Raw genomic sequence first — 22,252 nt, forward strand, 5'->3', positions numbered from 1 at the left:
TCATGGCGTCACGGCGTCTTGTTGTACTCGTTCTGGTACTGGCCGCGTGCGCGGATCTGGTTCTGCCAGCTCGTGCGGTCACCGGGAGTCCAGTTCTTCGCCATGAACGGGTCGCCCTCTGCGCCCTTGTAAGCCGGCGTGTCGTCTTTGCGGTGCGAGGCCATTGCAGTTTGCGAACGCTCACCACAAGCGCCGAGCAACAACACGGCGCCCAGGGCGATCAACAAGCTGGTCGAAATTGTGCGCGGGCTCATGACTGCGCTCCCGGAGTCGAAGCAGGCGCCGAAGGTGCACCAGGCGCCGCGGGTGTAGCCGGCGCTGCCTGGCCACCCTTGCCCTGCGCACCGCCCGCACCACCATACGCCGTGCCCCACCCGAACAACTCCGCGCCCTTCCCCCGCTTCATCACGCGGTTACGCAAAATGTCGGAAATCACATCGCCATCGCCGCCGAGCAGCGCCTTGGTCGAGCACATTTCCGCGCACAGCGGCAGCTTGCCTTCGGCAAGACGGTTGCGGCCGTATTTCTCGAACTCCTCTTCGCTGCCATTCTTCTCGGGGCCGCCGGAGCAGAACGTGCACTTGTCCATCTTGCCGCGCACGCCGAAGGTGCCCTGGCTCGGGAACTGCGGCGCGCCGAACGGGCACGCATACGAGCAGTAACCGCAGCCGATGCAGACGTCCTTGTCATGCAGCACCACGCCGTCTTCGGTGCGGTAGAAGCAATCGACCGGGCAGACCGCCATGCACGGCGCATCCGAGCAGTGCATGCACGCCACGGAGATGGATTTCTCTGCGCCGATCATGCCGTCGTTGATGGTGACCACGCGGCGCCGGTTCACGCCCCAGGGCACCTCGTTCTCGTTCTTGCAGGCCGTGGCGCAGGCGTTGCATTCGATGCAGCGCTCGCTGTCACAGATGAATTTCATGCGTGCCATGTTGATCTCCCCGTTCCTTTAAGCGAACCGCTCGATCTGGCAGACCGTCGTTTTCGTTTCCTGCATCATCGTCACCGCGTCGTAGCCGTAGGTGGTGGCCGTGTTGACGGCCTCGCCGCGCACGATCGGGTGGGCGCCTTCCGGGTAGTAGTCGAGCAGGTCCTTGCCCTGCCACCAGCCCGAGAAGTGGAACGGGATGAAGGCGTGGTCGACACCCACGCGCTCCGTCACCAGCGCGCGCACCTTGATCTGGGCGCCGGTCGGCGTCTTGACCCAGACGAAGTCGTTGTGGCGGATGCCCCGGTCCGATGCAGCCTTCGGGTTGATCTCGACGAAGTTCTCCTGCTGCAGCTCGGCCAGCCACGGGTTGGAGCGCGTTTCCTCACCACCGCCCTCGTACTCCACAAGGCGGCCAGAGGTCAGGATGATCGGGAATTTCTCGTAGACCTTGTTCTCGATATTGCGCTGCTGCACCGTCTTGTACAGCGTGGGCAGGCGCCAGAAGGCCTTCTTGTCGTCGTGCGTGGGGTACTTGGCGACCATGTCAGGCCGCGTGGAATACAGTGGCTCGCGGTGCTGGGGAATCCCGTCGGGGAAGTTCCACACGATGGCGCGCGCCTTGGCATTGCCGAACGGATGGCAACCGTGCTTCATCGCCACGCGCTGGATACCGCCGGACAGATCAGTCTTCCAGTTCTTGCCTTCGGCGGCCTTCTTCTCCGCGTCGGTCAGGTCATCCCACCAGCCGAGTTTCTTAAGGAAGACGTGGTCGAACTCGGGGTAGCCGGTGGTCAGATCCGCGCCCAGCGAATGCGATCCATCTTCAGCCAGCAGGCTCACGCCGTCGCGCTCCACGCCAAAGTTGGCGCGGAAGTTCCCGCCACCTTCCATCACGTGCTTGCTGGTGTCGTACAGGTTGGGCGAGCCGGGGTGCTTCAACTCCGGCGTGCCGTAGCACGGCCACGGCAGGCCGAAATAGTCCCCGGTGAGGTCGTAGCCGGTTTCCGGGTCCTTGCCACCCTTGCAGCGCAGCGTGCGCACATCAAACAAGTGCATGTTGCGCATGTGGGCCTTCAGGCGTTCTGGCGATTGGCCGGTGTAGCCGATGGTCCAGTTGCCGCGGTTGATCTCGCGCAGGATCGATTCGATCTCCGGCTCGCGCCAGGTCATGCCGGCGCGCTTGTATTCAGTGATCTTGCAACCCTTGCTCAACTCGTTGCCGAAGCCGAGGCGATCGGCAAAGGCTTGCATGATGACGTGGTCGGGCTGCGATTCGAACAGCGGCTCAATCACCTTCTCGCGCCATTGCAGCGAGCGGTTGGACGCCGTGCACGAGCCCGACGTTTCGAACTGCGTGGCGGCTGGCAACAGGTAGACGGCGCGATTCGGATTCGGCGGGGTGCCGTCAGCGGCGGGCATGTTGGCCATCGCAGCCGTGGCCGACGGATACGGGTCCACCACCACCAACAAGTCGAGTTTGTCGAGCGCGCGCTTCATGTCCATCCCGCGCGTCTGCGAATTCGGTGCGTGGCCCCAGTAGAAGACGGCGCGGACGTTGTTGTCCTGGTCGATCAGGTCATTCTTTTCGAGCACCGCATCGGCCCAGCGCGAGACGGTGGTGCCGGATTTTTCCATCATCGCCTGCGAGGCGAAGCGGCCCTTGATCCAGTCGTAATCAACGTCCCACACCTTGGCGAAATGCTTCCACGCGCCGGTGGCCAGACCGTAATAGCCCGGCAGCGAATCGGGGTTCGGGCCAACGTCCGTCGCGCCCTGCACGTTGTCGTGGCCGCGGAAGATGTTGGCGCCACCGCCAGACTTGCCGATGTTGCCCAGCGCCAGTTGCACGATGCACGACGCACGCACGATGGCGTTGCCGATGGTGTGCTGCGTCTGGCCCATGCACCACACCAGCGTGCTCGGGCGGTTCATCGCCATCATCTCGGCGACCTTGTGCACCTGTGCCTCGGGCACGCCGCACACCTCTTCGACCTTGTCCGGCGTCCACTTGGCGAGCACTTCCTCGCGCACCTTGTCCATGCCGTAGACGCGGTCGTGGATGTACTGCTTGTCTTCCCAGCCGTTCTTGAAGATGTGGTACAGCACGCCGAACAGGAACGCGATGTCGGTGCCCGAGCGGATGCGCACGTATTCGTCAGACTTGGCCGCCGTGCGCGTGTAACGCGGGTCGACCACGATGACCTTGCAGCCGGTTTCCTTGGCATGCAGCAGATGCAGCATCGACACCGGGTGCGCTTCCGCCGCGTTCGAGCCGATGTACAACGCGCACTTGGCGTTCTGCATGTCGTTGTACGAATTCGTCATCGCGCCGTAGCCCCACGTGTTGGCCACGCCGGCCACGGTGGTGCTGTGGCAGATGCGCGCCTGGTGGTCGCAATTGTTGGTGCCGAAGAACGACACCCACTTGCGCAGCAGGTACGCCTGCTCGTTGCTGTGCTTGGACGAGCCGACGAAGAAGAACGAATCCGGCCCGGTCTCCTGACGGATCGTCTTCATCTTGGCAACGATCTCGTTGAGCGCCTGCTCCCAGCTGATGCGCTGGTAGCGGCCGTCGACGAGTTTCATCGGCGTCTTGAGGCGATATTCGCCGTGGCCGTGTTCCCGCAGGGCAGCGCCCTTGGCACAGTGCGCCCCCATGTTGATGGGGGAATCGAACACCGGTTCCTGGCGCACCCACACGCCGTTCTGCACCACGGCATCCACCGAGCAGCCGACAGAGCAGTGCGAGCACACCGTGCGGCGTACAACGATGTCGCCTTTGCCCTCGGCGGCCTGCGCCTCACCCACGACGGATTTCTTCACCAGGGAGAGCTGCGTAGCTGCCAGCCCTGCGCCGACGCCAATGCCGGAGCGCTTGAGGAAGGTCCGGCGATCCATGGTCGGCACAGTGCCGGCCAGGCTGCGCGCCAGACTACCGGCCAGCGACGACGCGCTCTGGCGGCGGGCCGATGTGGCTTTCGTGTCCTGTACCGCCGGTTTGCGGGTCAGAAGCATGGGGTCACCTGAAGATGTGGGGTGCGTGAGATGGCGAGCACGGCTGCGTGGGCAGCCGCGTCAGATCCACGTCGTCTTGTAGTACTTGCGAATGTGTTCGGTCAGGCGGTAGCCGGTGGCGCCATCGTCGGCGGGCTCGGCCTGCGGCACCACGGAAGCGGCTGGCGTCTGCGCCAGATGGCTTGCCGTAGCGGCCGTGCCGGCTGCCGCAGCCGCCACCGCAGCGCCCATCAGGAAGCGGCGGCGCGTGGGGGCGGACTCAGCGGATTCCGACTGGAGTTGGGCGTGAGGGACGGCGTTCGCGGTGTTCGCGGCGTTCGGATTGGGCATGTCGATGCTCCCCGGCTCAGTCAAACCGATGACCGAATGTAATAGGAAATATTCGACACATTTTAGAAGTAACGGCAGGGGAAAACCATGCCGAAACACCCTCACCCCCGGGTTTTCCTGACGATTTGCCGATGAATTTTTTCAATCGACACAAGTTGCCCCACCCCGTGGTGACGCGGGCGGGGTCTCGTTCTTGAGCGAGTGCTTATTTCTTAGGCAATCGTCTGACGTACCGTCACGCCAGTTCGAGCGCGAGCCGCTCGACTTCAAAGAAGGCTTTCGCCAAACCCGCCACGTCGGCATAAAACCGGGCGCGCGGATGCTGCAATACAGCATCGCACGCGGTGTCGACCCAGGGCGCCAGATGGCGCTGGAAGAAGGCGCGCTGCTCTTGAGTGTGGGCGACGGCAGTGTCATCCCCGGCGATGAGGTAGCGCATGACCTCGCACAGCGTGGCGAGGTGGTCTTCGGTTTCGGTGATGCCCTCGGCGCGTTCAAGGCCGTAGCGGCGCAAGTCGTCGCGCAGTGTCACGAGCGGCTTCTCGTTCAGGAAGCCGGCTTGGTAGTACGAGCCGTACAGGAAGACTTCGGGCTTGCCGACGCCGATGAAGAGTTCGGTGTACTCGTCGTCGGCTTGTTCCGCCGTGGTCTGGCCGGCGCGGGCGACCAGGCGACGCCAGGCCTGGGTGAGAGCGCTACTGGCGGCGGCCTGCGCATCGGCTGGGTCAGCGTCCGCGTCGCCCGCCGGGTCTTGCGGGGCGGCGGCAATGCGCTGCAGCAAATCGGCGTCCGCCGCGTGGAAGAACAGCGTCGCCAGCAGGCCGTACAGATCGGCACGGGCGAGATCCTCGGCGCTGTCGGCAGGCGTGGCGGCGGGCTGAAACTGCAAAGGCTGGGCGTCGGTCATCGGGTTCGTTCGGTTCAGTGTGTGGAGCCGGGGCGTTCGCCGCGCTCCATCATGTCGATCACGCGACAGTCGCCGCACATCTTCAGGCGCTCGGCCGCGGCGCCGAAGAACGCCGGGTGCCCACCGAGCTTGGCCAGCATCGTGGTCACCATCTGTGCGGTCCCAAACGGCTTGTTGCAGCGCACGCAGTGAAACGGCTGCGTTTCGTTGAGCGTGACGGGCTGACGCGCTTGCTCAGATAGATTCAAACGCGGCACCAGGGCGATGGCATCTTCCGGGCACGTGGTTTCGCACAGGCCGCATTGGACGCAATTGCGCTCGATCATGGACAGCACGGGCCGCTCAGCCTGGTCGCGCAACGCCTGCGAGGGGCATGCGCCTACGCAGGCCATGCAGAGCGTGCAGCGTTCGCGATTCACAGTGATGGCGCCAAACGGCGCGCCGGCCGGTAGCGGGATGACGGCTTCGGCGACCTTGGCGTGACGCGCGAGATGATCCAGCGCGAAATCCAGCGTCTCCCGCTTGGCCGCCGCCACCGCGAAGGTCGCAGTCGGCATGTCGCGGCGGAAACCGCGCAGCGGGCCCGACACATCGGCGGCATTCAGGCGAGCGTCCAGCCCAGCGGCATCGGCCGCATCGATCAGCACCACGGCCGGCGAATCCGCTGGCTCGCCAAGCCCCTCAAGCACCGCCTGCGCCACGGCCACCTGCTCGGCGAGCATGGCGCGGTACTGTGGCGCGTCGTCTTCGGTGAGCAGGATGGCGATGCGCGCGGCCCCATATGCAAGTGCCGAAAGCCACAAGTCCAGACCCGTTGATGCGGCGTGAAATATCTCGACCGGCAGCACATTCACCGGCACGCCCTGCGCCTTGCCGATGCGCGCGGCGTGGCCCAGTTGCTCGATCAACGCACGACCGCGCTCCCCGTTGTGCAGCAGGACCACGGCATCACGCCCGCCCGCCGACGCATACGTATTCAGCAACGTCTTGAGCTTGCGCCCCTGGTACGGCGCGCTCGGGTAGGCATAGGTGATGGCACCCGTCGGACACGCCGTCGTGCACGCGCCGCAGCCCACGCACAGATTGGGCGTGACCTGCACGCTGCCGCGCCCGTCCTTCCACTGCGACGAGATCGCCGACGCCGAGCACACCTGCACGCACGCATCGCAGCCCACCTGGCCATTGCGCCCGTGCGCGCAGATCGATTCCTTGTACTGGAAGAACTTGGGCTTCTCGAACTCACCCACCATCTGCAGCAGCGCCAATGAGGCAGTCAACTGCTTGCCGGCGTTCGCACCGGCGTGGAAGTAGCCCTGCGGCGGCTGGTGCTGCGGGAAGACGGGTGTGTCGTTCAGATCAAAGATCAAGTCGAACTGGCCGGACAGCGTCTGAGGCACATCCACGCGGCCAAAGTCGATGGCCATCGCTTCGCCGCAGGCTTTCACGCAGGCGCGGTGGTCGCGGCAACGGTCCAGGTCGATCTGATAGAGCGCGTCGATGGCGTCTTCGGGGCACACATCGATGCAGGCGTTGCAGTGCGTGCAGCGGTCCAGGTCGATCGGATTGCTGTTGCGCCACTGCACCTCGAACGCGCCGAGCCAGCCCTTCACCTCCGCCAGTTCGCCGGCGTGGACGGGCCAGCGGCGTTCCATGGGCACCGACAGCGGCCCGATGGCGCGATCACGGCCGGTGGCGAGCACAGTCACGCTCAGTTGGCCGGCCAGACGTTCGGCCCACGGCATCACGCGCTCGGCCGGGCCGACGATCAGCAAGTTGCCATCGGAGCGGTAGTCCACCACCGGCACCGGCTCCGGCGCTGGGAGCCCTGCCACGGCCAGCAGCGCCGCCGTCTTGGCATGGAAACCGCGCGCATCCCGCTTGGCACCCGCCGACCAACCGCCCGTCTCGCGCACATTGACGAAGTGGATCGGCGCGGTCACGCCCTCCTGCTGCGCGGCCACCTCAGCAAACAGCGCCTTCTCTTGCGTGCAGGCGACGATGACGTCTTCCGTGCCGTCCAGCGCCTGGGTAAAGGCGCCGATCTCGCGGCGGCAGAGCAGATGGTGCGTCTTGCCCGGCACGTCGATGGCGGCGTCGGACGCACGCAGGGCGTCGCTCAATGCATCGGCATCAAGCGGCATGGTGTGATTGCAACTGCAGACCAGCGTGGGCATGGAATCTTGCGTAAGCACCCGCGTCTGTCGCACGGGCTGTGGGGACACGGCCGCCCGGCTCGTAGCCGCGCGGTCCTCTTAGTTATTCTACGGACGGCGGCTTAGGGCCGCCATGCGGGGTTGCCTGGGCGGTGTCATCGACCACGGGCGGCTCGGCGGACTCGGGCGGCGTCTCGCCTGCCCCGGTAGGTGCTGCCTCGGTGTCGGGTTCGAAAGCCGCCCTTTCCGCCACATCTTCATCCAACGGTTCGAACAGCCGCAAACTCGCCGCATGGCGCAGCTCGCGCAGCATGTCGGGGGGAATCGGGTCGGGCTGGGAGTAATCGTCGATATACGTATCGAGCCCGTCCATCACATTGAAATGCGGGTCGGCGAAGAGCTTCTTGAGTGCGGCACGCTTGACGGTCTCGTCCACGCCTTGCGCGACAAATGGGGAGAAATCGTCGGCAGGCGTCAGCTTGGCGGTATCTTCCAGCGTGAGCGGCGGAGGCGCCTCGGCTACAGGTTCGGACGGCGCAAGCTCGGGCGCGGCAACCGGCGCGACTTCGACAGGCGGCGGCGCCTCCGGCTCAGGCTCGCCGCGCCGTTCCGCCGACTTGCGGCGCGACCAGCGCGAGAGGAAAGATTCGTCGCTCACGGCAGCCTCGCTCAGAACTTCGCGCGCTCTTCCGGCGGCAGGAACGACTCGGGCCGGCGCCGTTTCTTCGGCTCGGGCCGGTAGTTCTCGGCCACGTACGCCTGCAGCCACTCGAGTGCGGCGGCGTCCAAGGGCACGTTTTCGACCGTCTCGCCGCCGTCGAGCCAGCGGCCGGCCTCGTTGTAGCTAAGCGAAACCGTATGCGGAATCGCCCTGCCCTCGTCAGCCGTGCCGGCCTCGCCCAATCGCCAGAGCACAAACCAGCAGGGCGCGGCAGAGGTCACGTTCAGGTAGTAGCCCTCGGCCTCGTCGCGGAACAGCGTGACGTCGAAACCGGGCGTGAGCCAGCGCTCTTCAGTGTCCGAGCGATCGAGACAGCGCGGTGCGCTGCCGTATTCGCCCAGATCCGGCACCACCGCCTCCAGCCGCCACTGGAACGGCTGCCAGCGGTTGGCCGTCGGCCTGCGGCACAACACCACCGCCATCCGTACGGACGGGCGCTCGGTCGGCAGCGGCTCGGTGGTGTTGGTGTCCATGGCTTACGTGTTCTGCACGACGATCGACGGGAACTTGCTCGTCATGTCCTTCGCCTTCTCGGCGACGGCAATGGCAACGCGGCGCGCAATCTGCTTGTAGACACCGGCAATCGCACCGTCCGGGTCGGCCACCACGGTCGGGCGGCCCGAATCGGCCTGCTCGCGGATGGAGAGATTCAGCGGCAGGCTGCCCAGGAACGGCACGCCGTACTGTTCGCACATCTTTTGGCCGCCGCCCGCGCCGAAGATGTGCTCCGTATGGCCGCAGTTCGGGCAGCAGTACACCGCCATGTTCTCAACCACGCCGATGATGGGAATGCCCACCTTCTCGAACATCTTCAGGCCCTTCTTGGCGTCGAGCAGCGCGATATCCTGCGGCGTGGTGACGATCACCGCGCCCGTCACGGGCACCTTCTGCGACAGCGTGAGTTGGATATCGCCCGTGCCCGGCGGCATGTCGACGATGAGGTAGTCTAGGTCGCGCCAGTTGGTCTGCTTGAGCAGTTGCTCCAGCGCGGAGGTGACCATCGGGCCGCGCCAGACCATCGGGTTGTCCTGCTCGATCAGGAAACCGATCGAGTTGGCCTGGATGCCGTGGCCTTCCATCGGCTCCATCGTCTTGCCGTCGGCCGACTCGGGCTGGCCCTGGATGCCCAGCATCATCGGCTGGCTCGGGCCGTAGATGTCGGCGTCGAGAATGCCGACGTTGGCGCCTTCCGCGGCCAGCGCCAGCGCCAGGTTCACGGCGGTGGTCGACTTGCCCACGCCACCCTTGCCCGACGCCACGGCGATGATGTTCTTCACATTCGGCATCAGGTGCACGCCGCGCTGCACCGCGTGCGCGACGATCTTCATCGACACCTGCACGCTCACATTTTCGACACCTTGCACCTGGCGCAGGGCGCCGATCACCAGCTTGCGGATCGGCTCGAACTGGCTCTTGGCGGGGTAGCCGAGTTCCACGTCGAGCGACACCTCGCCGCCATCGACCCGGATATTGCGCACCGATTTGGACGACACAAGGTCGCGCTCGGTATTGGGATCCACCACGCCGCGCAGGGCTTCGGTGATCTGTTCGATGGTTACGCTCAACATTGGCTCCAGAAATCTATGCGTCTACTACGGGTCAGGGGACGGCCCATCAGCGGCGCCGCGTGAACTTTGCAATGCATCCGCCACTCTATGTGCTGATTTGCTATTGTATTTTGCCGGCGCGACATTCGCCCGATTCCCCCCAAGAACCGTCAGGCCGCCGGCCATCGGCAAACCAGACAAGAACCGACCCGTTATTTTGGAGAAATTATGAAAGCCAAGCTTATTTCCGTCTCGCTCATCGCCCTGTTGGCGGCCGGCTGCGCCACCGAGCAGCAGAACCAGACCGCCATCGGCACGGGCGTCGGCGCGGCCGTGGGTGCCGGCATCGGTGCGCTGGTCGGTAACGGCAAGGGCGCAGCCATTGGCGGTGCGATTGGCGCGGCCACGGGCGCGGCGGCCGGCTACAACTGGGGCGCGATCAAGTCAAAGCTGAGCGGCGACACGGCTGGTACCGGCACGCAGATCACCGAACAGCCCGATGGTTCGCTCAAGCTGAACATCCCGAGCCAGGTGTCGTTCGATACCGATAGCGCGGTGATCAAGCCGTCATTCCGTGGTCCGCTGGATAGCGTGGCGCAGACGCTCACGCAGCATCCGGAACTGGCTGCCAACGTGGTCGGCCACACGGACAGCACGGGCAACCCGAATTACAACATGACCTTGTCGCAGAAGCGCGCCCAAAGCGTGGCCAGCTACCTGACCGACCGCGGCGTCGCCCGCAACCGCCTCTCCGCCGAGGGCCGCGGCCAGACGCAGCCTGTTGCCGACAATGGCACCGAGGCCGGCCGCGCACAAAATCGCCGCGTCGAAATTTATTTGAAACCAATTCAGGGGTGACCAGTCATAAAAAACGGGTGCCGCTTGCCATACGTTGCTGGCTCGCGATGCATGGCTGACCTCCCGGGCGGCGCCTGATTTCTCCTCCTTTTCCGTTGTGGAAAGCTGCGCCGGCTCAGACCGGCGCTTTTTTTTGTCTCGCGAAACGTGCGGCAACGTGCCGCATGGGTTCTGCCCGCCACGCCCTGGCATTCACTTGTGACCGGCCTCACGCCGCCGGGCGCGCTAAAATACGCGTTTCTCCGCGCGCCGCCCTCGTTTTGCGGCCCGCCCGCACCTTTCTGGCCTGCCCATGTCCGAACGTCGCATCCTCGTCACTTCCGCCCTGCCCTATGCCAATGGCCCGATACACATCGGCCACTTGGTCGAGTACATCCAGACCGATATCTGGGTGCGCTTCCAACGCATGCGCGGGCATGAGACCTACTACGTGGGCGCCGACGACACCCACGGCACGCCCGTCATGCTGCGCGCAGAAAAGGAAGGCCTGACCCCGCGCCAGCTCATTGAACGTGTCTGGACGGAGCACAAGCGCGATTTCGACAACTTCCTCGTCTCCTTCGACAACTACTACAGCACCGACTCTGACGAGAACAAGGAGCTGTCGCAGCGCATTTACCTCCAGCTCAAGGAAAACGGCCTGATCGACGTGCGCGAGGTCGAGCAATTCTTCGACCCGGTCAAGGAGATGTTCCTGCCGGACCGCTTCATCAAGGGCGAGTGCCCGAAGTGCGGCGCGAAAGACCAGTACGGCGACTCGTGCGAAGTGTGCGGCGCGACCTACCAGCCGACCGACCTGAAGAACCCATACTCCGTGGTGTCGGGCGCGACGCCGGTGCGCAAGTCGTCGGAACACTACTTCTTCAAGCTGTCGGACCCGCGCTGCGAAACCTTCCTGCGCGAATGGGTCGCCGACCTGGCCCAGCCGGAAGCCACCAACAAGATGCGCGAATGGCTGGGCGACGATGGCGAAGCCAAGCTGTCGGACTGGGACATCTCGCGTGATGCGCCGTACTTCGGCTTCGAGATCCCGGGCGCGCCGGGCAAGTACTTCTATGTGTGGCTGGATGCACCGGTCGGCTACTACGCGAGCTTCAAGAACCTCTGCGGCAAGCTTGGCCTCGACTTCGATGCGTGGACCAACGAACACTCCACCACCGAGCAGTACCACTTCATCGGGAAGGACATCCTGTACTTCCACACGCTGTTCTGGCCGGCCATGCTCAAGTTCTCGGGCCACCGCACGCCGACCAACGTGTTCGCGCACGGCTTCCTGACCGTGGACGGCGCCAAGATGAGCAAGTCGCGCGGCACCTTCATCACCGCGCAAAGCTACATCGACACGGGCCTGAACCCGGAATGGCTGCGCTACTACTTCGCCGCCAAGCTGAACGCGACGATGGAAGATCTGGACCTGAACCTGGACGACTTCATCGCCCGCGTGAACAGCGACCTGGTTGGCAAGTTCGTCAACATCGCCAGCCGCTCGGCGGGCTTCCTGGTCAAGCGCTTCGAGGGTCGCGTGAACGACGCCGCGCTCGGCCATCCGCTGATGGTGCAACTGCGCGAAGCCGCCCCGCAGATTGCGGATCTGTACGAGAAGCGCGAATACAGCAAGGCGCTGCGTGCCGTGATGGAACTGGCCGATGCCGTCAACGCCTTCGTCGACACGGAAAAGCCGTGGGACCTGGCCAAGGACGAAGCCAACCGCGAAAAGCTGCACGCCGCGTGCTCGATCGCGCTGGAGGCCTTCCGCCTGCTGGCCGTGTACCTCAAGCCGATTCTGCCGACCACGGTCGAGCGCATCGAAGCCTTCCTGAACGTCGAGCCGCTGACCTGGCGTGCGATTGATTCGGCACTGTCGTCGGCCAAGCCGATCCAGCCTTACTCGCACCTGATGACGCGCGTGGACAAGAAGCAGGTGGATGCGCTGGTTGAGGCGAATCGTCAGTCGCTGCAGGCCACAGCCGATGCTCCCGTCGCCGCCGCCAACGGCGCTGCCGCGATCGAGCCGATGGCCGAGACAATCACCATCGACGACTTCGCGAAGATCGACCTGCGTGTCGCCAAGATCGTGGCCTGCCAGCGCGTGGAGGGCTCGAACAAGCTGCTGCAACTCACGCTGGATGTGGGTGAAGGTCAGACGCGCAACGTGTTCTCGGGCATTCAATCCGCATATGCGCCGGAAGACCTCGTGGGCAAGCTGACCGTGATGGTGGCCAACCTCGCGCCGCGCAAGATGAAGTTCGGGATGTCGGAGGGGATGGTGCTAGCGGCTTCGGCGGCGGATGAAAAGGCGCAGCCGGGCTTGTACATCCTTGAACCGCATTCCGGAGCGGTGCCGGGGATGCGCGTGCGTTGATGCGCTGAACACACGCCAGAAGCAACGAGGCCAACCCCATGGGGTTGGCCTTTGTCTGTTGACGCATCACGCGGTCGGTACGCGGTCAGGCTCCATTCAGCCGGTTATCGCTACGCGACGTCGTCGTTACCCGGCCATCCGGCCCAAAGTGGACATTGAAGAACGCCTTCTCGGTCGGGCTTTCCATCCACTTGTAGCCCCAGACCTCTTCCTGCTTCAGCTTGAATGCCTCGACCTTGCCCGGCTTCCCCAGCATCCGGCGGATGTCGTCCTTGGTCTGCCCAGCACGCACGCGGCCGAAGTTCTCGGCAGTCAGCACCTGATCGATTTTCTGTACACGACCGTCGGGGCCGATTGTCACCATCCACGTTGAAGTCCCTTCCGGCCCGCGCGGATACTCCAGCTGTCGTGTGCCACCTTCGTTCTCCCAGATCATCTCGGGCTGGCCGGCGGTGGCCTTCACATCGTCCTCGGTCGATTGCCCGGCCACGATGCCCTTGAACAGCAGGTTGTCCGGCTTGGCCGATTGCCACGCCCGCTTGGCCGCGTCGCCAACCTTGCCGACGGCCTCATCGACCTTCTGCTGATCGCAGCCGAACAACCCCAGCAATGACGCCAGAATGCCCACGGTGACTCCCACTTGTGCGAGTTGACGATGATGCGGCATGGAACCCTCTCGTTCGAAACGTCTATCCGTCGCCATCCTGGCAGCCGGGTAGCCCAATTACCAACGCTTGTTGAACAGCACCGACGCCCCGTTGATCGTGCCGCCGCGCGCGACAACCGACCACCGCCGCGAGAACTGCCACGTCAGCTTGACGATGGAATCGGCGGTGGACAGGCTCTGCTCATAGCCCACCGAAATGCTTTCCGAAATCGCCTTGCCCAGGCTCACCACCTGCGGATCGGTCAGGCCCGAGGTGGACGCACCGATCGAGAATTCATCCAACCCGAAGCGCCGCGCCACGTTCTTGCCCGCCACGTTACCCAGCAGGCCCAGCGCCGCGCCGGACATCGCCTGCTGTTGGCCCAGGCCCGCATTCGACGCGCTGTAGCCGAACATCAACCACGAAAGCTTGTCTTCGTCGGGCACATTGGGCTCGGAGACCAGCTTCACGCGCGGCTGGCGCACGGTGCCGGTCACCTGCACGCCGGCCTCGACCTCCTGGTTGCGGCGCATGGCGATGATATTGAACGATGGGTTGTTGATCGGCCCGATGAAGTTCAGCACGCCTTGGTCGATCGCCAACTTGCGGCCGAAGGCTTCGTAGGTGCTGCCCTGGCGCACGAAGATCGTGCCGGTGCCGCGCAGAGGCACCAGCGGCTCGCTGTGCACGTGCATCTGGCCGCCCAGCGACAGGTCTGCGCCGGCGCCCTTGAAGCGGAAGTTGTCGCCAAAATCCACATCGACATCGACGACCGGGCTGAAGCGGCCGGCGGGCTTTTCTTCGCGCTTGACGCCACGTTCAGCCTGGTTGCGTGCAGCATCGGCACGGCGGACGATGACCACGTCGTCACCCAGAGCTGGCGCGCCATCCTTGGGCAAATCGAACAGGCCACGGTCCACCTTGAACTTGCCGGTGATGGCCACGCGGTCGTTGTCGTTGGCAATGCGCGCTTGGCCAGACAGTACGAGCGTGCGGTCCGGATCAGCAAACAGCTGGAGCTTGTCCGCGACGATGGTGCCGGCCAGGTTCGGATTCGCCTCGCCAAGCTGCACACGACCCTGCGCCCGCACGGTGCCCTCTCCGCCGTGGAACACCACCTGCTGCAGGTCGACCACGTTCTGGTCCAGCGCCACGCGCACAAGACCGCCGGTCAGGCGGATACCCTGGTCGTACAGCGCGACTTCGATGTCCTGACCGGTCAGGAAGCCGCTCACCTTGGGCGCACCCACCGTGCCAGCAAAGGTCAAGCTCGCCGCAAGTTGGCCTTCCGTCGCCACGTCCGGCCCGAGCAGATCGCCAATGCCCTTGAGGTGCGGCAGGCTGATCGTCAACCCGCCGCTCAGTGGCGAGGCCGGCGATGTCAACGCCAACGCGCCCGGTGCGGCATCGCGCGTCAATCCGATACCCGCGTCGAGATAGGCATTGCCTACGCGCGTAGATTGCACGGTGCCGCGCAGCGCCAGGCGCATGCCTTCGCCGCGCACGTCCACCGTGGCTTCGGTTAGCCCCAGTGGAGTAAAGCCGCGCCCGGCGTTGATCGACAGATCGCCGCTGCGCCGCGCAATGTGGACGGTGCCGGTCGCCGTGCTGCCGAGGTCAAGATCCCACTGACCGTCGATGACGAGATCCGTGCGCACAGGCGGTGACTGGCCCGTCCACGTGCGCACCAGCTCCAGCACGCGCGAGATCTGCAAACCGTCGAACCGGCCGGCGCTACGCAGGTGGCCCTGGTTCGATTCGACCCGTTCGATGTGGATGGGTGTCTGATCCAGCGTCAGGTCCGTGCGGCCAACCACCAGACGACCGGGCGCCACCGACACCCGCACCGGCGCCTTCAATTGCAGATTGGGCGCGCCTTGCGCGGACAGGGTCGAGATCGTGCCGTCCCACGCATCGCCGCCGTTCCCGGACGTGAGGGCACCGTCGCCTGCCAGCGCGAACTTGAACGGCTGGTTGCGCACATTGCCGTCGGCATCGGCACGGAAGCGGTGGGCGCGTCGCGTACCGTCCAGCGTGGCGTGCACCTCGCGCAGCGACAGGCTCGGCCCCGTCACGCGTTGCGCGGTCAGTTCGAACTGCAACGGGCCGTCGATGCCATCGCGCATTTGCGCACGGCCATTTGCCAGTTCGATCTTGTTGCCCTGATAGGCGAGCTGGTTGGCGCGGAACGTAGCATCCACCTGCGGCCGCTTGATCGTGCCGGACACATCGCCGGACAGGCTGAGTGCCCCGCTCACGCCAAGCTGCAGGCGCGCAAGCTGCGGCGCATCGACCTCGACATGCAAGCGATCGCCCGCCGCGCCGAAGCTGCCACGCAGACTGGCCTTGTTGCCGGCCACATCCAGCTTGGCATCGCTGGGCAACAGGCGTTCACCAAGCAGGTGGACATTGCCGTCGCCGGTCATGGGCAGACCGGCGTAATCGCTGTCGCGTACGGCAAACTTGATGGCCGCATCAACGGGCTCCGCCAGCGTGCCGCGCGCATCAAACTCTGCATTGATGCGGCCCTTGGCCACCTTCGCCAGCCGCGACGGGTCGAACTCCGCCAGATTGCCCTTGAAGGCGAACGACTGCGCGTCGTCATGCTTGAGCATGCCGGCCAACGTCAGCCGCGAGCGGCCGAGCGACACCTGCGCGCTCTCCACCGCCACCTGCGTCGCATCGAGCACCGCTTCCGCCTGTGCGCGCATATCGCCGCCGGCCAGATCGAGCGCCACGTGCTGGGTGCCGCCCGCAAAATCCACGGTGATGGGGCCGGCGAGCTTCGTCTTCTCCAGCGAGGCATGCAGTGCTTGCAGATCCAGCTGGCGCACATCGACACGCAACGTGCCGTGGCCCTTCTTGACGTCCGCGCTGCCGCTCAGCTGCGCACCGCCGAGCAGGCGCACGTCCAGCCCGGTGAGCTGCTGATCGTCTTCATTCAACCGCACTTGCGCGCGCAGAGACTGGAGCGGCAGCTTCTGCTTGCCGAGCGTGCCAGGCTGCGCGTTATCGATCTGGATGGGGCCCGCCACCGTCAGCGTCTTGGCCTTGTCGTCCGGACGCAGATCCGCGTGGATGGACAGCGACGCTTCGGGCGCACCCGGTGCAAACGCACGCGGATTCACGTGCTCCGCCGATACAACGGCGCGCGACAGCGGCAGCGCGCCGAACGGCGTGGCGTCAATCTGTGCCTGCGCGGTCAGCTTGGCGCCCGTACCGGTGGCATCGATATGCAGCGCTTCCAACGAGCCCGACAATTGCGCCGACACCGATGCATCCTGCTTCTGGCCATTCGCCTCAAACTGCGTGGCCAGTGTGGCTGCGCCGGTGAGCGGATACGGCCGCGTGCCCGTCATGTGCAGCGTCGCGGCCAACTTGCCGGCGGGCGTTTCCATGCCGTCGAGCAGCACGTTGTGGTGCGTGCCATCGGTATGCACGCTGCCGGCAATCGCCTTTAGTTCAGTGGTGGATGCGCCCTCGCGGATGGCGAGCCGATCCACGGCCAGTCGATCCACATCCAGTGCCAGCGGCAGCACCAGCGAGTCCGGCGGGCCACTCGGCGGCGACGGAGGCGTCGGATGCAGGATTACGTCGACATTGCCGGCGCGCAGATACGCGAAGTGCGCATGCCACGGGCCGCGCGTGATGGCCCAGCGGCCTTCCACATGGTCGATACGCACTTCCGTGCTGCCCGCGCGCACGTGCAGATCACGCAGCGACAAGCCCTCGCGCACCGTGCCGCCTTCCAGCTTGCCGGACACATAGGCGTGACCGAAACGCGTGGCAAGCGACCACAACTGCGCCGTGCCCATCTGAGAATGGATAGCCCAGACGAGCCAGCCGGCCAGTGCCAGCACGATCACCAGGACAAGAGCGACAAAGCCTCCGAACCACCGCAGCGTGCGGCGGCCCCAGCGCTGCGTGGGACGTGGTGCTTCGGGCTGCTTGGGATCTGGCGTTTGCGAGTCGGTCATCGTCATGCTCAGAACGCGATGCCCAGCGATACGCTCGGCCGGAACTGCTTCTGCTGGATGCCATAGGCCAGATCCACCTGGATCGGCCCCACGGGGCTTTTCCAGCGCACGCCAGCGCCGACACCGTTGAACCAGCGGCGCTGCGTCCAGTTGTCGGTGGCCGTGCCGGTATCCCAAAACACGGCGGCGCCCCACTGCGGCAGGAACCAGCGCTGATATTCCAACCCGCCAGTGACGAGAAACTTGGCCGGCAACGTGCTGCCGTTGACATCGTTACCGATGCTCTGGAAGTCGTAGCCGCGCACCGATTGCGTACCGCCCGTACGAAAGCGCAGCGTGGCTGGCACGCCATCACCGGGGCCCGACGTGATGACGGCACCCAATTCGCCCCGCGCGACAAAGATGTCACGCTGCCCCACCGGCACGAACTGGCGAATGCGGCTGTACGAACGCACGAACGATTGGTCCGTCAGCACGCCCTTGACCGCCGCTCCGATCTGCGTGGTGATGATGTTGCCACGGCGCGGGAACAGCGGGTCGTCCACATCGCGGCGGGTCCAGGCAAAGCCGGGCACCAGCGCCTTGCTCAACTGACGCTCGGCGCCGTCGGGGCGCAAGTCGTCGTAGTAGAAGTCGACCGTGAACGACGTCTCATAGATGCCGCGCACACGCGTCTGTTTGAAGCCGGAGCGGTAGCTGCGCGTGTCGGTGCCCGAGGTGTCGGTGCGGTCCATGCTGCCGTAGATGCTGTTGACGTATTGCCTGTCATCTGGCGGCAAGGTCACGCTGCTGAACAGGTATTGGCGGCGCTGTTCGATACGCGCCTGCGTGTCCAGCACCCAGGCCTTGTTGAACAGGTTCAGGTACTGATAACGCCCTTCGAGCGAGGCACCCGTGTCGGTGCCATAACCTACGCCGCTGGTGATGCGGTTGGGCGGGTACTCCCGCACGCGCACGCGCACCGGTGCGTTGACCGGGGTCTTCGGATCGTCGCCCAGATCAACAATCGCGTTGGAGAAATACGGCTGACCCTGAATGGCCGCCTGCAACGCCTGCAACCGGTCGGCGGAATAATCCTCGCCCACGCGCAGCGGGTTGACATGGTCGATGATGCCACGCGGATAACGCGACAAACCCTGCACGTCCAGCGGCCCCAGCGTGTACGCCGGGCCGCTATCGTAAGCAACGGAGAGATCAGCCTTGCTCTCGTCGGGGTCGATACGCGCCTGGGAATCCGTCTGCTTGGCCGCGTAATAGCGTTTGCTCTGCAGCGCCGCCAGGCTGTCGTCCTTGGCCTTGTCCCAGCCCGCCTGGCGGAAGGCCGTGCCATGCGAAAGGCCCCACGCTTTCTTCAGTTCGTCGATGCGCTTAGGGTCTTGCGTAATGGCGCCCGTAAAGTCCAGCGCCACGTTATCGATGGTGGTGCGCGGGCCGGGCTCGACCTTCACGTTGATCACATGGTGGTCCGGCGGGCCTTCGATTTTCGCGGTGGCCTTGGGCACAAAGTAGCCCTCGGTCGCTGTCAGCTTGGTGACCTGGTCGCCAATCGTTTCGACCATGTACTGGAGCTGATCTTCGGTGATGTCCTTGCGGTCTTTGTAGCGCGACAGATCAAGATGGCGCTCCAGCAAGTCGCGGATGGCCTTGGGCGCCTCGATCTTGACGTCATACTCCGCGCTCGCCGGCGCGCAGACGAGCGCCAGCGCGCAGCCGGCAGCGAGTGTGGCCGCATGCAAGACGGAACGGGGAAAACGTGACGGTCGCGATGGTCGCTGGGGGCCAATCATCGTGGCAAGCGTGGCGCCGCCCCGTGGGCCGGCTGAGTCGGAAAGAAGCCGTATTTGACCATACCGGTCCTGACGGGTGCCCAGGCAAATGCAACAGAGAGGTCCTTTCAGACCAATCCGAATGCCTTCGCAGGGGCCGTGCCCGTCGGCCAATACGGTAAAATGCGCTGTTTTCCGCCCGGAACGTTCCCGTGCGGGCAAGATCACCCAACCTCACCGACTGCCATGGCCCTGTACAAGTCCGAGATCACCCAGTTCCTGGAAGAACTCAAGACCCAGAAGCCCGACCTGGAAACGCAACAGCGCCAAGGTCGTGCCCTGCTGTGGGACAAGGACCCGATCGACCTGGAAGAGCGCGCACGCGCCAAGACCGCCCGCGTGCCGCAAAAGCCGTACGTCTACTCGCTGGACTGATCGGCCAACGGGTTCCCAGGCGCATCGCCGCATGACCACCACCGCGCAGGACAAGCTGCCGCTGCCCGTCGAGCTGCCCAGCGTGGGGCCCGATCAGGACTCCACGCCCGCGCAGGTCGACGGCCTCGCCTTTGCACGGCTCTATGGCGAGCCGCTGTTCAAGCTCCCGCAGGATCTGTACATCCCGCCCGACGCGCTCGAGGTCTTTCTCGAAGCGTTTGAAGGCCCGCTGGATTTGCTGCTGTATCTGATCCGCCGCCAGAACTTCAATGTGCTGGACATTCCGCTGGCGCAGGTCACGCGGCAGTACCTGGCCTACATCGAGCAGATCCGCGCGACCAACCTGGAGCTGGCTGCCGAATACCTGCTGATGGCGGCTATGCTGATCGAGATCAAGTCGCGCATGCTGCTGCCGGTCAAGAAGACCGACTCCGGCGAAGAACCCGAAGACCCGCGCGCCGAACTGGTGCGCCGCCTGCTCGAATACGAGCAGATGAAACTCGCCGCGCAGAAGCTCGATACGCTGCCGCAGCTCGGCCGCGACTTCCTGCGCGCACAGGTCTACATCGAGCAGAGCCTCGCGCCGCGCTACCCCGACGTCAATTCCGACGACCTACGCGTGGCGTGGGCCGACGTGCTGCGCCGGGCCAAACTTACGCAGCACCACAAGATCTCGCGCGAGGAACTGTCCGTGCGCGAGCACATGAGCCAGATCCTGCGCAAGCTGCAGCACGCGCGGTTCATGGAGTTCACCGAGCTGTTTGAAGAAGCGATCCAGTCGGGCAAGGGCGCGCCCATCGTGGTGGTCAACTTTGTCGCCATGCTGGAGCTCTCGCGCGAATCGCTGCTCGAGATCACCCAGGCCGAACCGTACGCGCCCATCTACGTGCGCCTTGCCTATTCACCGACGTAATTCGGCCTACGTCATTGGCCGACATTAGGCGTTAGCTCACCACCACACTGCATGAAAGTCATCTCGTCCATCCAGGAACTGCGCGACCAGCTGCGCGGCCAGAATCGCGTCGCCTTCGTGCCGACCATGGGCAACCTGCATGAGGGCCACCTCAGCCTGATGCGCCTGGCGCGCCAGCATGGCGACCCGGTGGTGGCATCCATCTTCGTGAACCGCCTGCAGTTCGGCCCGAACGAAGACTTCGATAAATACCCGCGCACCCTGCAAGACGACATCGAAAAGCTGCAGAAGGAAGGCGTGTACGTGCTGTTCGCACCCACCGAGCGCGACATGTACCCCGAGCCGCAGGAATACCGCGTCGAGCCGCCGCACGACCTGGGCGACACGCTTGAAGGCGAATTCCGCCCCGGCTTCTTCAAGGGCGTGTGCACAGTGGTGATGAAGCTGTTCTGCTGCGTGCAGCCGCGCGTGGCGGTGTTCGGCAAGAAGGACTACCAGCAGTTGATGATCGTGCGCCGCATGGCCCATCAGTTTGCACTGCCGGTTGACATCATCCCGGCGGAGACGGTGCGCGCGGAAGATGGCCTGGCGCTGTCGTCGCGCAACGCCTATCTCTCCAGCGATGAACGCGCCGAGGCGCCTGAGCTGTACCGCACGCTGCACCAGGTCCGCCAGGACGTGCTGGAGACCGTGCTCCAAGGCCAAGCCTCGCACGAAGAGGTGACCAACAAGGCAATGGACTATCTGCGTGGCCGCGGCTGGCAGCCGGACTACGTGGCAGTGCGCCGCCGCTCCGACCTGCAAGTGCCGACCCCGGACAACATCGCCGCAGGCGAGCCGCTGGTGGTGCTGACCGCCGCCAAGCTCGGCAAAACGCGCCTGATCGATAACCTCGAGATTTGAGCGAGGCATCGCCCAACGACAAAGCCCGGCAATTGCCGGGCTTTTTTCATGCGGCCGCCGACGTCTCGGCTGGCACGGTTTGCGGAGGCGCATCCCCCAACCAATCGAGGATGCCGCCCCACTGCTCCACGTCCTTTGCCACGCGTGATGGCGCCACGTCCCACAGCGTCAGGCCATGCGCGGCCAATTGCACGTAGTTCTGGGTGTCGCGCAGATAACCGAGGATCGGCACCTCCAACCCCTGCACGAAGCGCTGCAGTTGTTCTGCGGCGCGGGTGCGCATGTCCACACGCATGCCGACCACGCCCAGCTTGACGTCGCCGTGACGGATGGGCTTCTCATCGGCCAGTTTGCGCAGGAAGGTCTGCGTAGCAAGGATGTCGAACATCGACGGCTGCAGCGGCACGATCACGTGGTCCGACAGTTTGATGAGGTCGGTCAGCCGCCAGCCGTGCAGCCCGGCCGGCGTGTCGAGCACCACGTGCGTGGTGCCCTTGGGCGGCTTGGCGATGTGGTCGGCGTTGATTTCCCACGTGCGGATGGGCTTGGCGGTCTCGGGCCGCAAGGCCAGCCACTCCCGGGAGGACTGCTGGCGATCGGTATCGCCCAACATGACGGCGTGGTCCTGCGCGGCAAAGTAGCCGGCCAGATTGGTCGCCAACGTGGTTTTGCCCACCCCGCCCTTCGGATTCGCTACAACGGCCACCGGCATGCCTGCCTCCTTGTCCACATCGCGCGATCGCTGAACCGTGTGTCGAATTCATCACTCGACGATTCTATC

The 22,252-nt window shown here is 64.9% G+C and carries 18 protein-coding genes; 5 read left to right on the forward strand and 13 right to left on the reverse strand.

Features of this window, described 5'->3' with window-relative positions; translation table 11 throughout:
• Positions 1 to 8: 8 nt before the first annotated feature.
• The 9 genes from ACN9M1_RS11365 to apbC all read right to left on the reverse strand — a co-directional run bounded on the left by ACN9M1_RS11365 (position 9) and on the right by apbC (position 9,628).
• The gene (locus ACN9M1_RS11365; protein ID WP_426394434.1) at positions 9 to 254 is read right to left on the reverse strand and encodes a hypothetical protein; all 246 of its coding nucleotides are present in this window, start codon (positions 252 to 254) and stop codon (positions 9 to 11) included.
• Entirely contained in the window at positions 251 to 937 is a 687-nt protein-coding gene (fdh3B, locus tag ACN9M1_RS11370) for a formate dehydrogenase FDH3 subunit beta (protein ID WP_426394436.1), read from the reverse strand. Before fdh3B ends, ACN9M1_RS11365 begins: the two co-directional genes overlap by 4 nt.
• 18 nt (positions 938 to 955) lie before the next feature.
• Entirely contained in the window at positions 956 to 3,952 is a 2,997-nt protein-coding gene (locus ACN9M1_RS11375; RefSeq protein ID WP_426394438.1) for a molybdopterin-dependent oxidoreductase, read from the reverse strand.
• A 60-nt stretch (positions 3,953 to 4,012) separates the two neighbouring features.
• The gene (locus ACN9M1_RS11380; RefSeq protein WP_426394439.1) at positions 4,013 to 4,282 is read right to left on the reverse strand and encodes a ubiquinol-cytochrome c reductase iron-sulfur subunit N-terminal domain-containing protein; all 270 of its coding nucleotides are present in this window, start codon (positions 4,280 to 4,282) and stop codon (positions 4,013 to 4,015) included.
• Positions 4,283 to 4,517: 235 nt separating this feature from the next.
• A complete protein-coding gene (locus tag ACN9M1_RS11385; protein ID WP_426394441.1) occupies positions 4,518 to 5,189 on the reverse strand; it encodes a TorD/DmsD family molecular chaperone in 672 nt (223 codons plus the stop codon).
• A 14-nt stretch (positions 5,190 to 5,203) separates the two neighbouring features.
• On the reverse strand, positions 5,204 to 7,363 hold the full coding sequence (locus ACN9M1_RS11390) for a 4Fe-4S binding protein (RefSeq protein WP_426394442.1): 2,160 nt from the start codon (positions 7,361 to 7,363) through the stop codon (positions 5,204 to 5,206).
• A gap of 82 nt (positions 7,364 to 7,445) precedes the next feature.
• The gene (locus ACN9M1_RS11395) at positions 7,446 to 8,000 is read right to left on the reverse strand and encodes a DUF3306 domain-containing protein (RefSeq protein ID WP_426394443.1); all 555 of its coding nucleotides are present in this window, start codon (positions 7,998 to 8,000) and stop codon (positions 7,446 to 7,448) included.
• 11 nt (positions 8,001 to 8,011) lie between these two features.
• Positions 8,012 to 8,536: a DUF3305 domain-containing protein gene (locus ACN9M1_RS11400; RefSeq protein ID WP_426394445.1), complete on the reverse strand. Its 525-nt coding sequence runs from the start codon at positions 8,534 to 8,536 to the stop codon at positions 8,012 to 8,014.
• A 3-nt stretch (positions 8,537 to 8,539) separates the two neighbouring features.
• The gene (apbC, locus tag ACN9M1_RS11405) at positions 8,540 to 9,628 is read right to left on the reverse strand and encodes an iron-sulfur cluster carrier protein ApbC (protein WP_426398854.1); all 1,089 of its coding nucleotides are present in this window, start codon (positions 9,626 to 9,628) and stop codon (positions 8,540 to 8,542) included.
• 210 nt (positions 9,629 to 9,838) lie between these two features.
• Between apbC and ACN9M1_RS11410 the strand changes: the two genes are divergently transcribed.
• Together ACN9M1_RS11410 and metG are read left to right on the forward strand one after the other, a co-directional pair.
• Positions 9,839 to 10,468 carry an OmpA family protein gene (locus ACN9M1_RS11410; RefSeq protein WP_426394446.1) on the forward strand — a complete coding sequence of 210 codons (630 nt, stop codon included), beginning with the start codon at positions 9,839 to 9,841 and terminating at the stop codon, positions 10,466 to 10,468.
• A gap of 292 nt (positions 10,469 to 10,760) precedes the next feature.
• Positions 10,761 to 12,830: a methionine--tRNA ligase gene (gene metG / locus ACN9M1_RS11415; RefSeq protein WP_426394448.1), complete on the forward strand. Its 2,070-nt coding sequence runs from the start codon at positions 10,761 to 10,763 to the stop codon at positions 12,828 to 12,830.
• Positions 12,831 to 12,915: 85 nt separating this feature from the next.
• Here the strand turns inward: metG and ACN9M1_RS11420 are convergent, their stop codons facing one another.
• The 3 genes from ACN9M1_RS11420 to ACN9M1_RS11430 all read right to left on the reverse strand — a co-directional run bounded on the left by ACN9M1_RS11420 (position 12,916) and on the right by ACN9M1_RS11430 (position 19,241).
• Positions 12,916 to 13,458, reverse strand: coding sequence for a hypothetical protein (locus ACN9M1_RS11420; protein ID WP_426398855.1), 543 nt, complete (start codon positions 13,456 to 13,458; stop codon positions 12,916 to 12,918).
• A 96-nt stretch (positions 13,459 to 13,554) separates the two neighbouring features.
• Positions 13,555 to 17,460 (reverse strand): translocation/assembly module TamB domain-containing protein, encoded by a 3,906-nt coding sequence (locus ACN9M1_RS11425; RefSeq protein WP_426394450.1) that lies wholly within the window; start codon positions 17,458 to 17,460, stop codon positions 13,555 to 13,557.
• Between the two features lie 2 nt (positions 17,461 to 17,462).
• Entirely contained in the window at positions 17,463 to 19,241 is a 1,779-nt protein-coding gene (locus ACN9M1_RS11430) for an autotransporter assembly complex protein TamA (protein WP_426394451.1), read from the reverse strand.
• A 225-nt stretch (positions 19,242 to 19,466) separates the two neighbouring features.
• Between ACN9M1_RS11430 and ACN9M1_RS11435 the strand changes: the two genes are divergently transcribed.
• From ACN9M1_RS11435 to panC, 3 genes are read left to right on the forward strand one after another with little or no spacing between them, the layout of a single operon-like run.
• Positions 19,467 to 19,655, forward strand: coding sequence for a DUF3460 family protein (locus ACN9M1_RS11435; RefSeq protein ID WP_426394453.1), 189 nt, complete (start codon positions 19,467 to 19,469; stop codon positions 19,653 to 19,655).
• A gap of 31 nt (positions 19,656 to 19,686) precedes the next feature.
• Positions 19,687 to 20,568 carry a segregation and condensation protein A gene (locus tag ACN9M1_RS11440; protein ID WP_426394454.1) on the forward strand — a complete coding sequence of 294 codons (882 nt, stop codon included), beginning with the start codon at positions 19,687 to 19,689 and terminating at the stop codon, positions 20,566 to 20,568.
• A 51-nt stretch (positions 20,569 to 20,619) separates the two neighbouring features.
• On the forward strand, positions 20,620 to 21,471 hold the full coding sequence (gene panC / locus ACN9M1_RS11445) for a pantoate--beta-alanine ligase (protein WP_426394456.1): 852 nt from the start codon (positions 20,620 to 20,622) through the stop codon (positions 21,469 to 21,471).
• Between the two features lie 46 nt (positions 21,472 to 21,517).
• Here the strand turns inward: panC and ACN9M1_RS11450 are convergent, their stop codons facing one another.
• Positions 21,518 to 22,183: an AAA family ATPase gene (locus ACN9M1_RS11450; protein WP_426394458.1), complete on the reverse strand. Its 666-nt coding sequence runs from the start codon at positions 22,181 to 22,183 to the stop codon at positions 21,518 to 21,520.
• Positions 22,184 to 22,252 lie beyond the last annotated feature (69 nt).

This window comes from Ralstonia sp. R-29 (assembly GCF_049913345.1).
Taxonomy (GTDB): domain Bacteria; phylum Pseudomonadota; class Gammaproteobacteria; order Burkholderiales; family Burkholderiaceae; genus Ralstonia.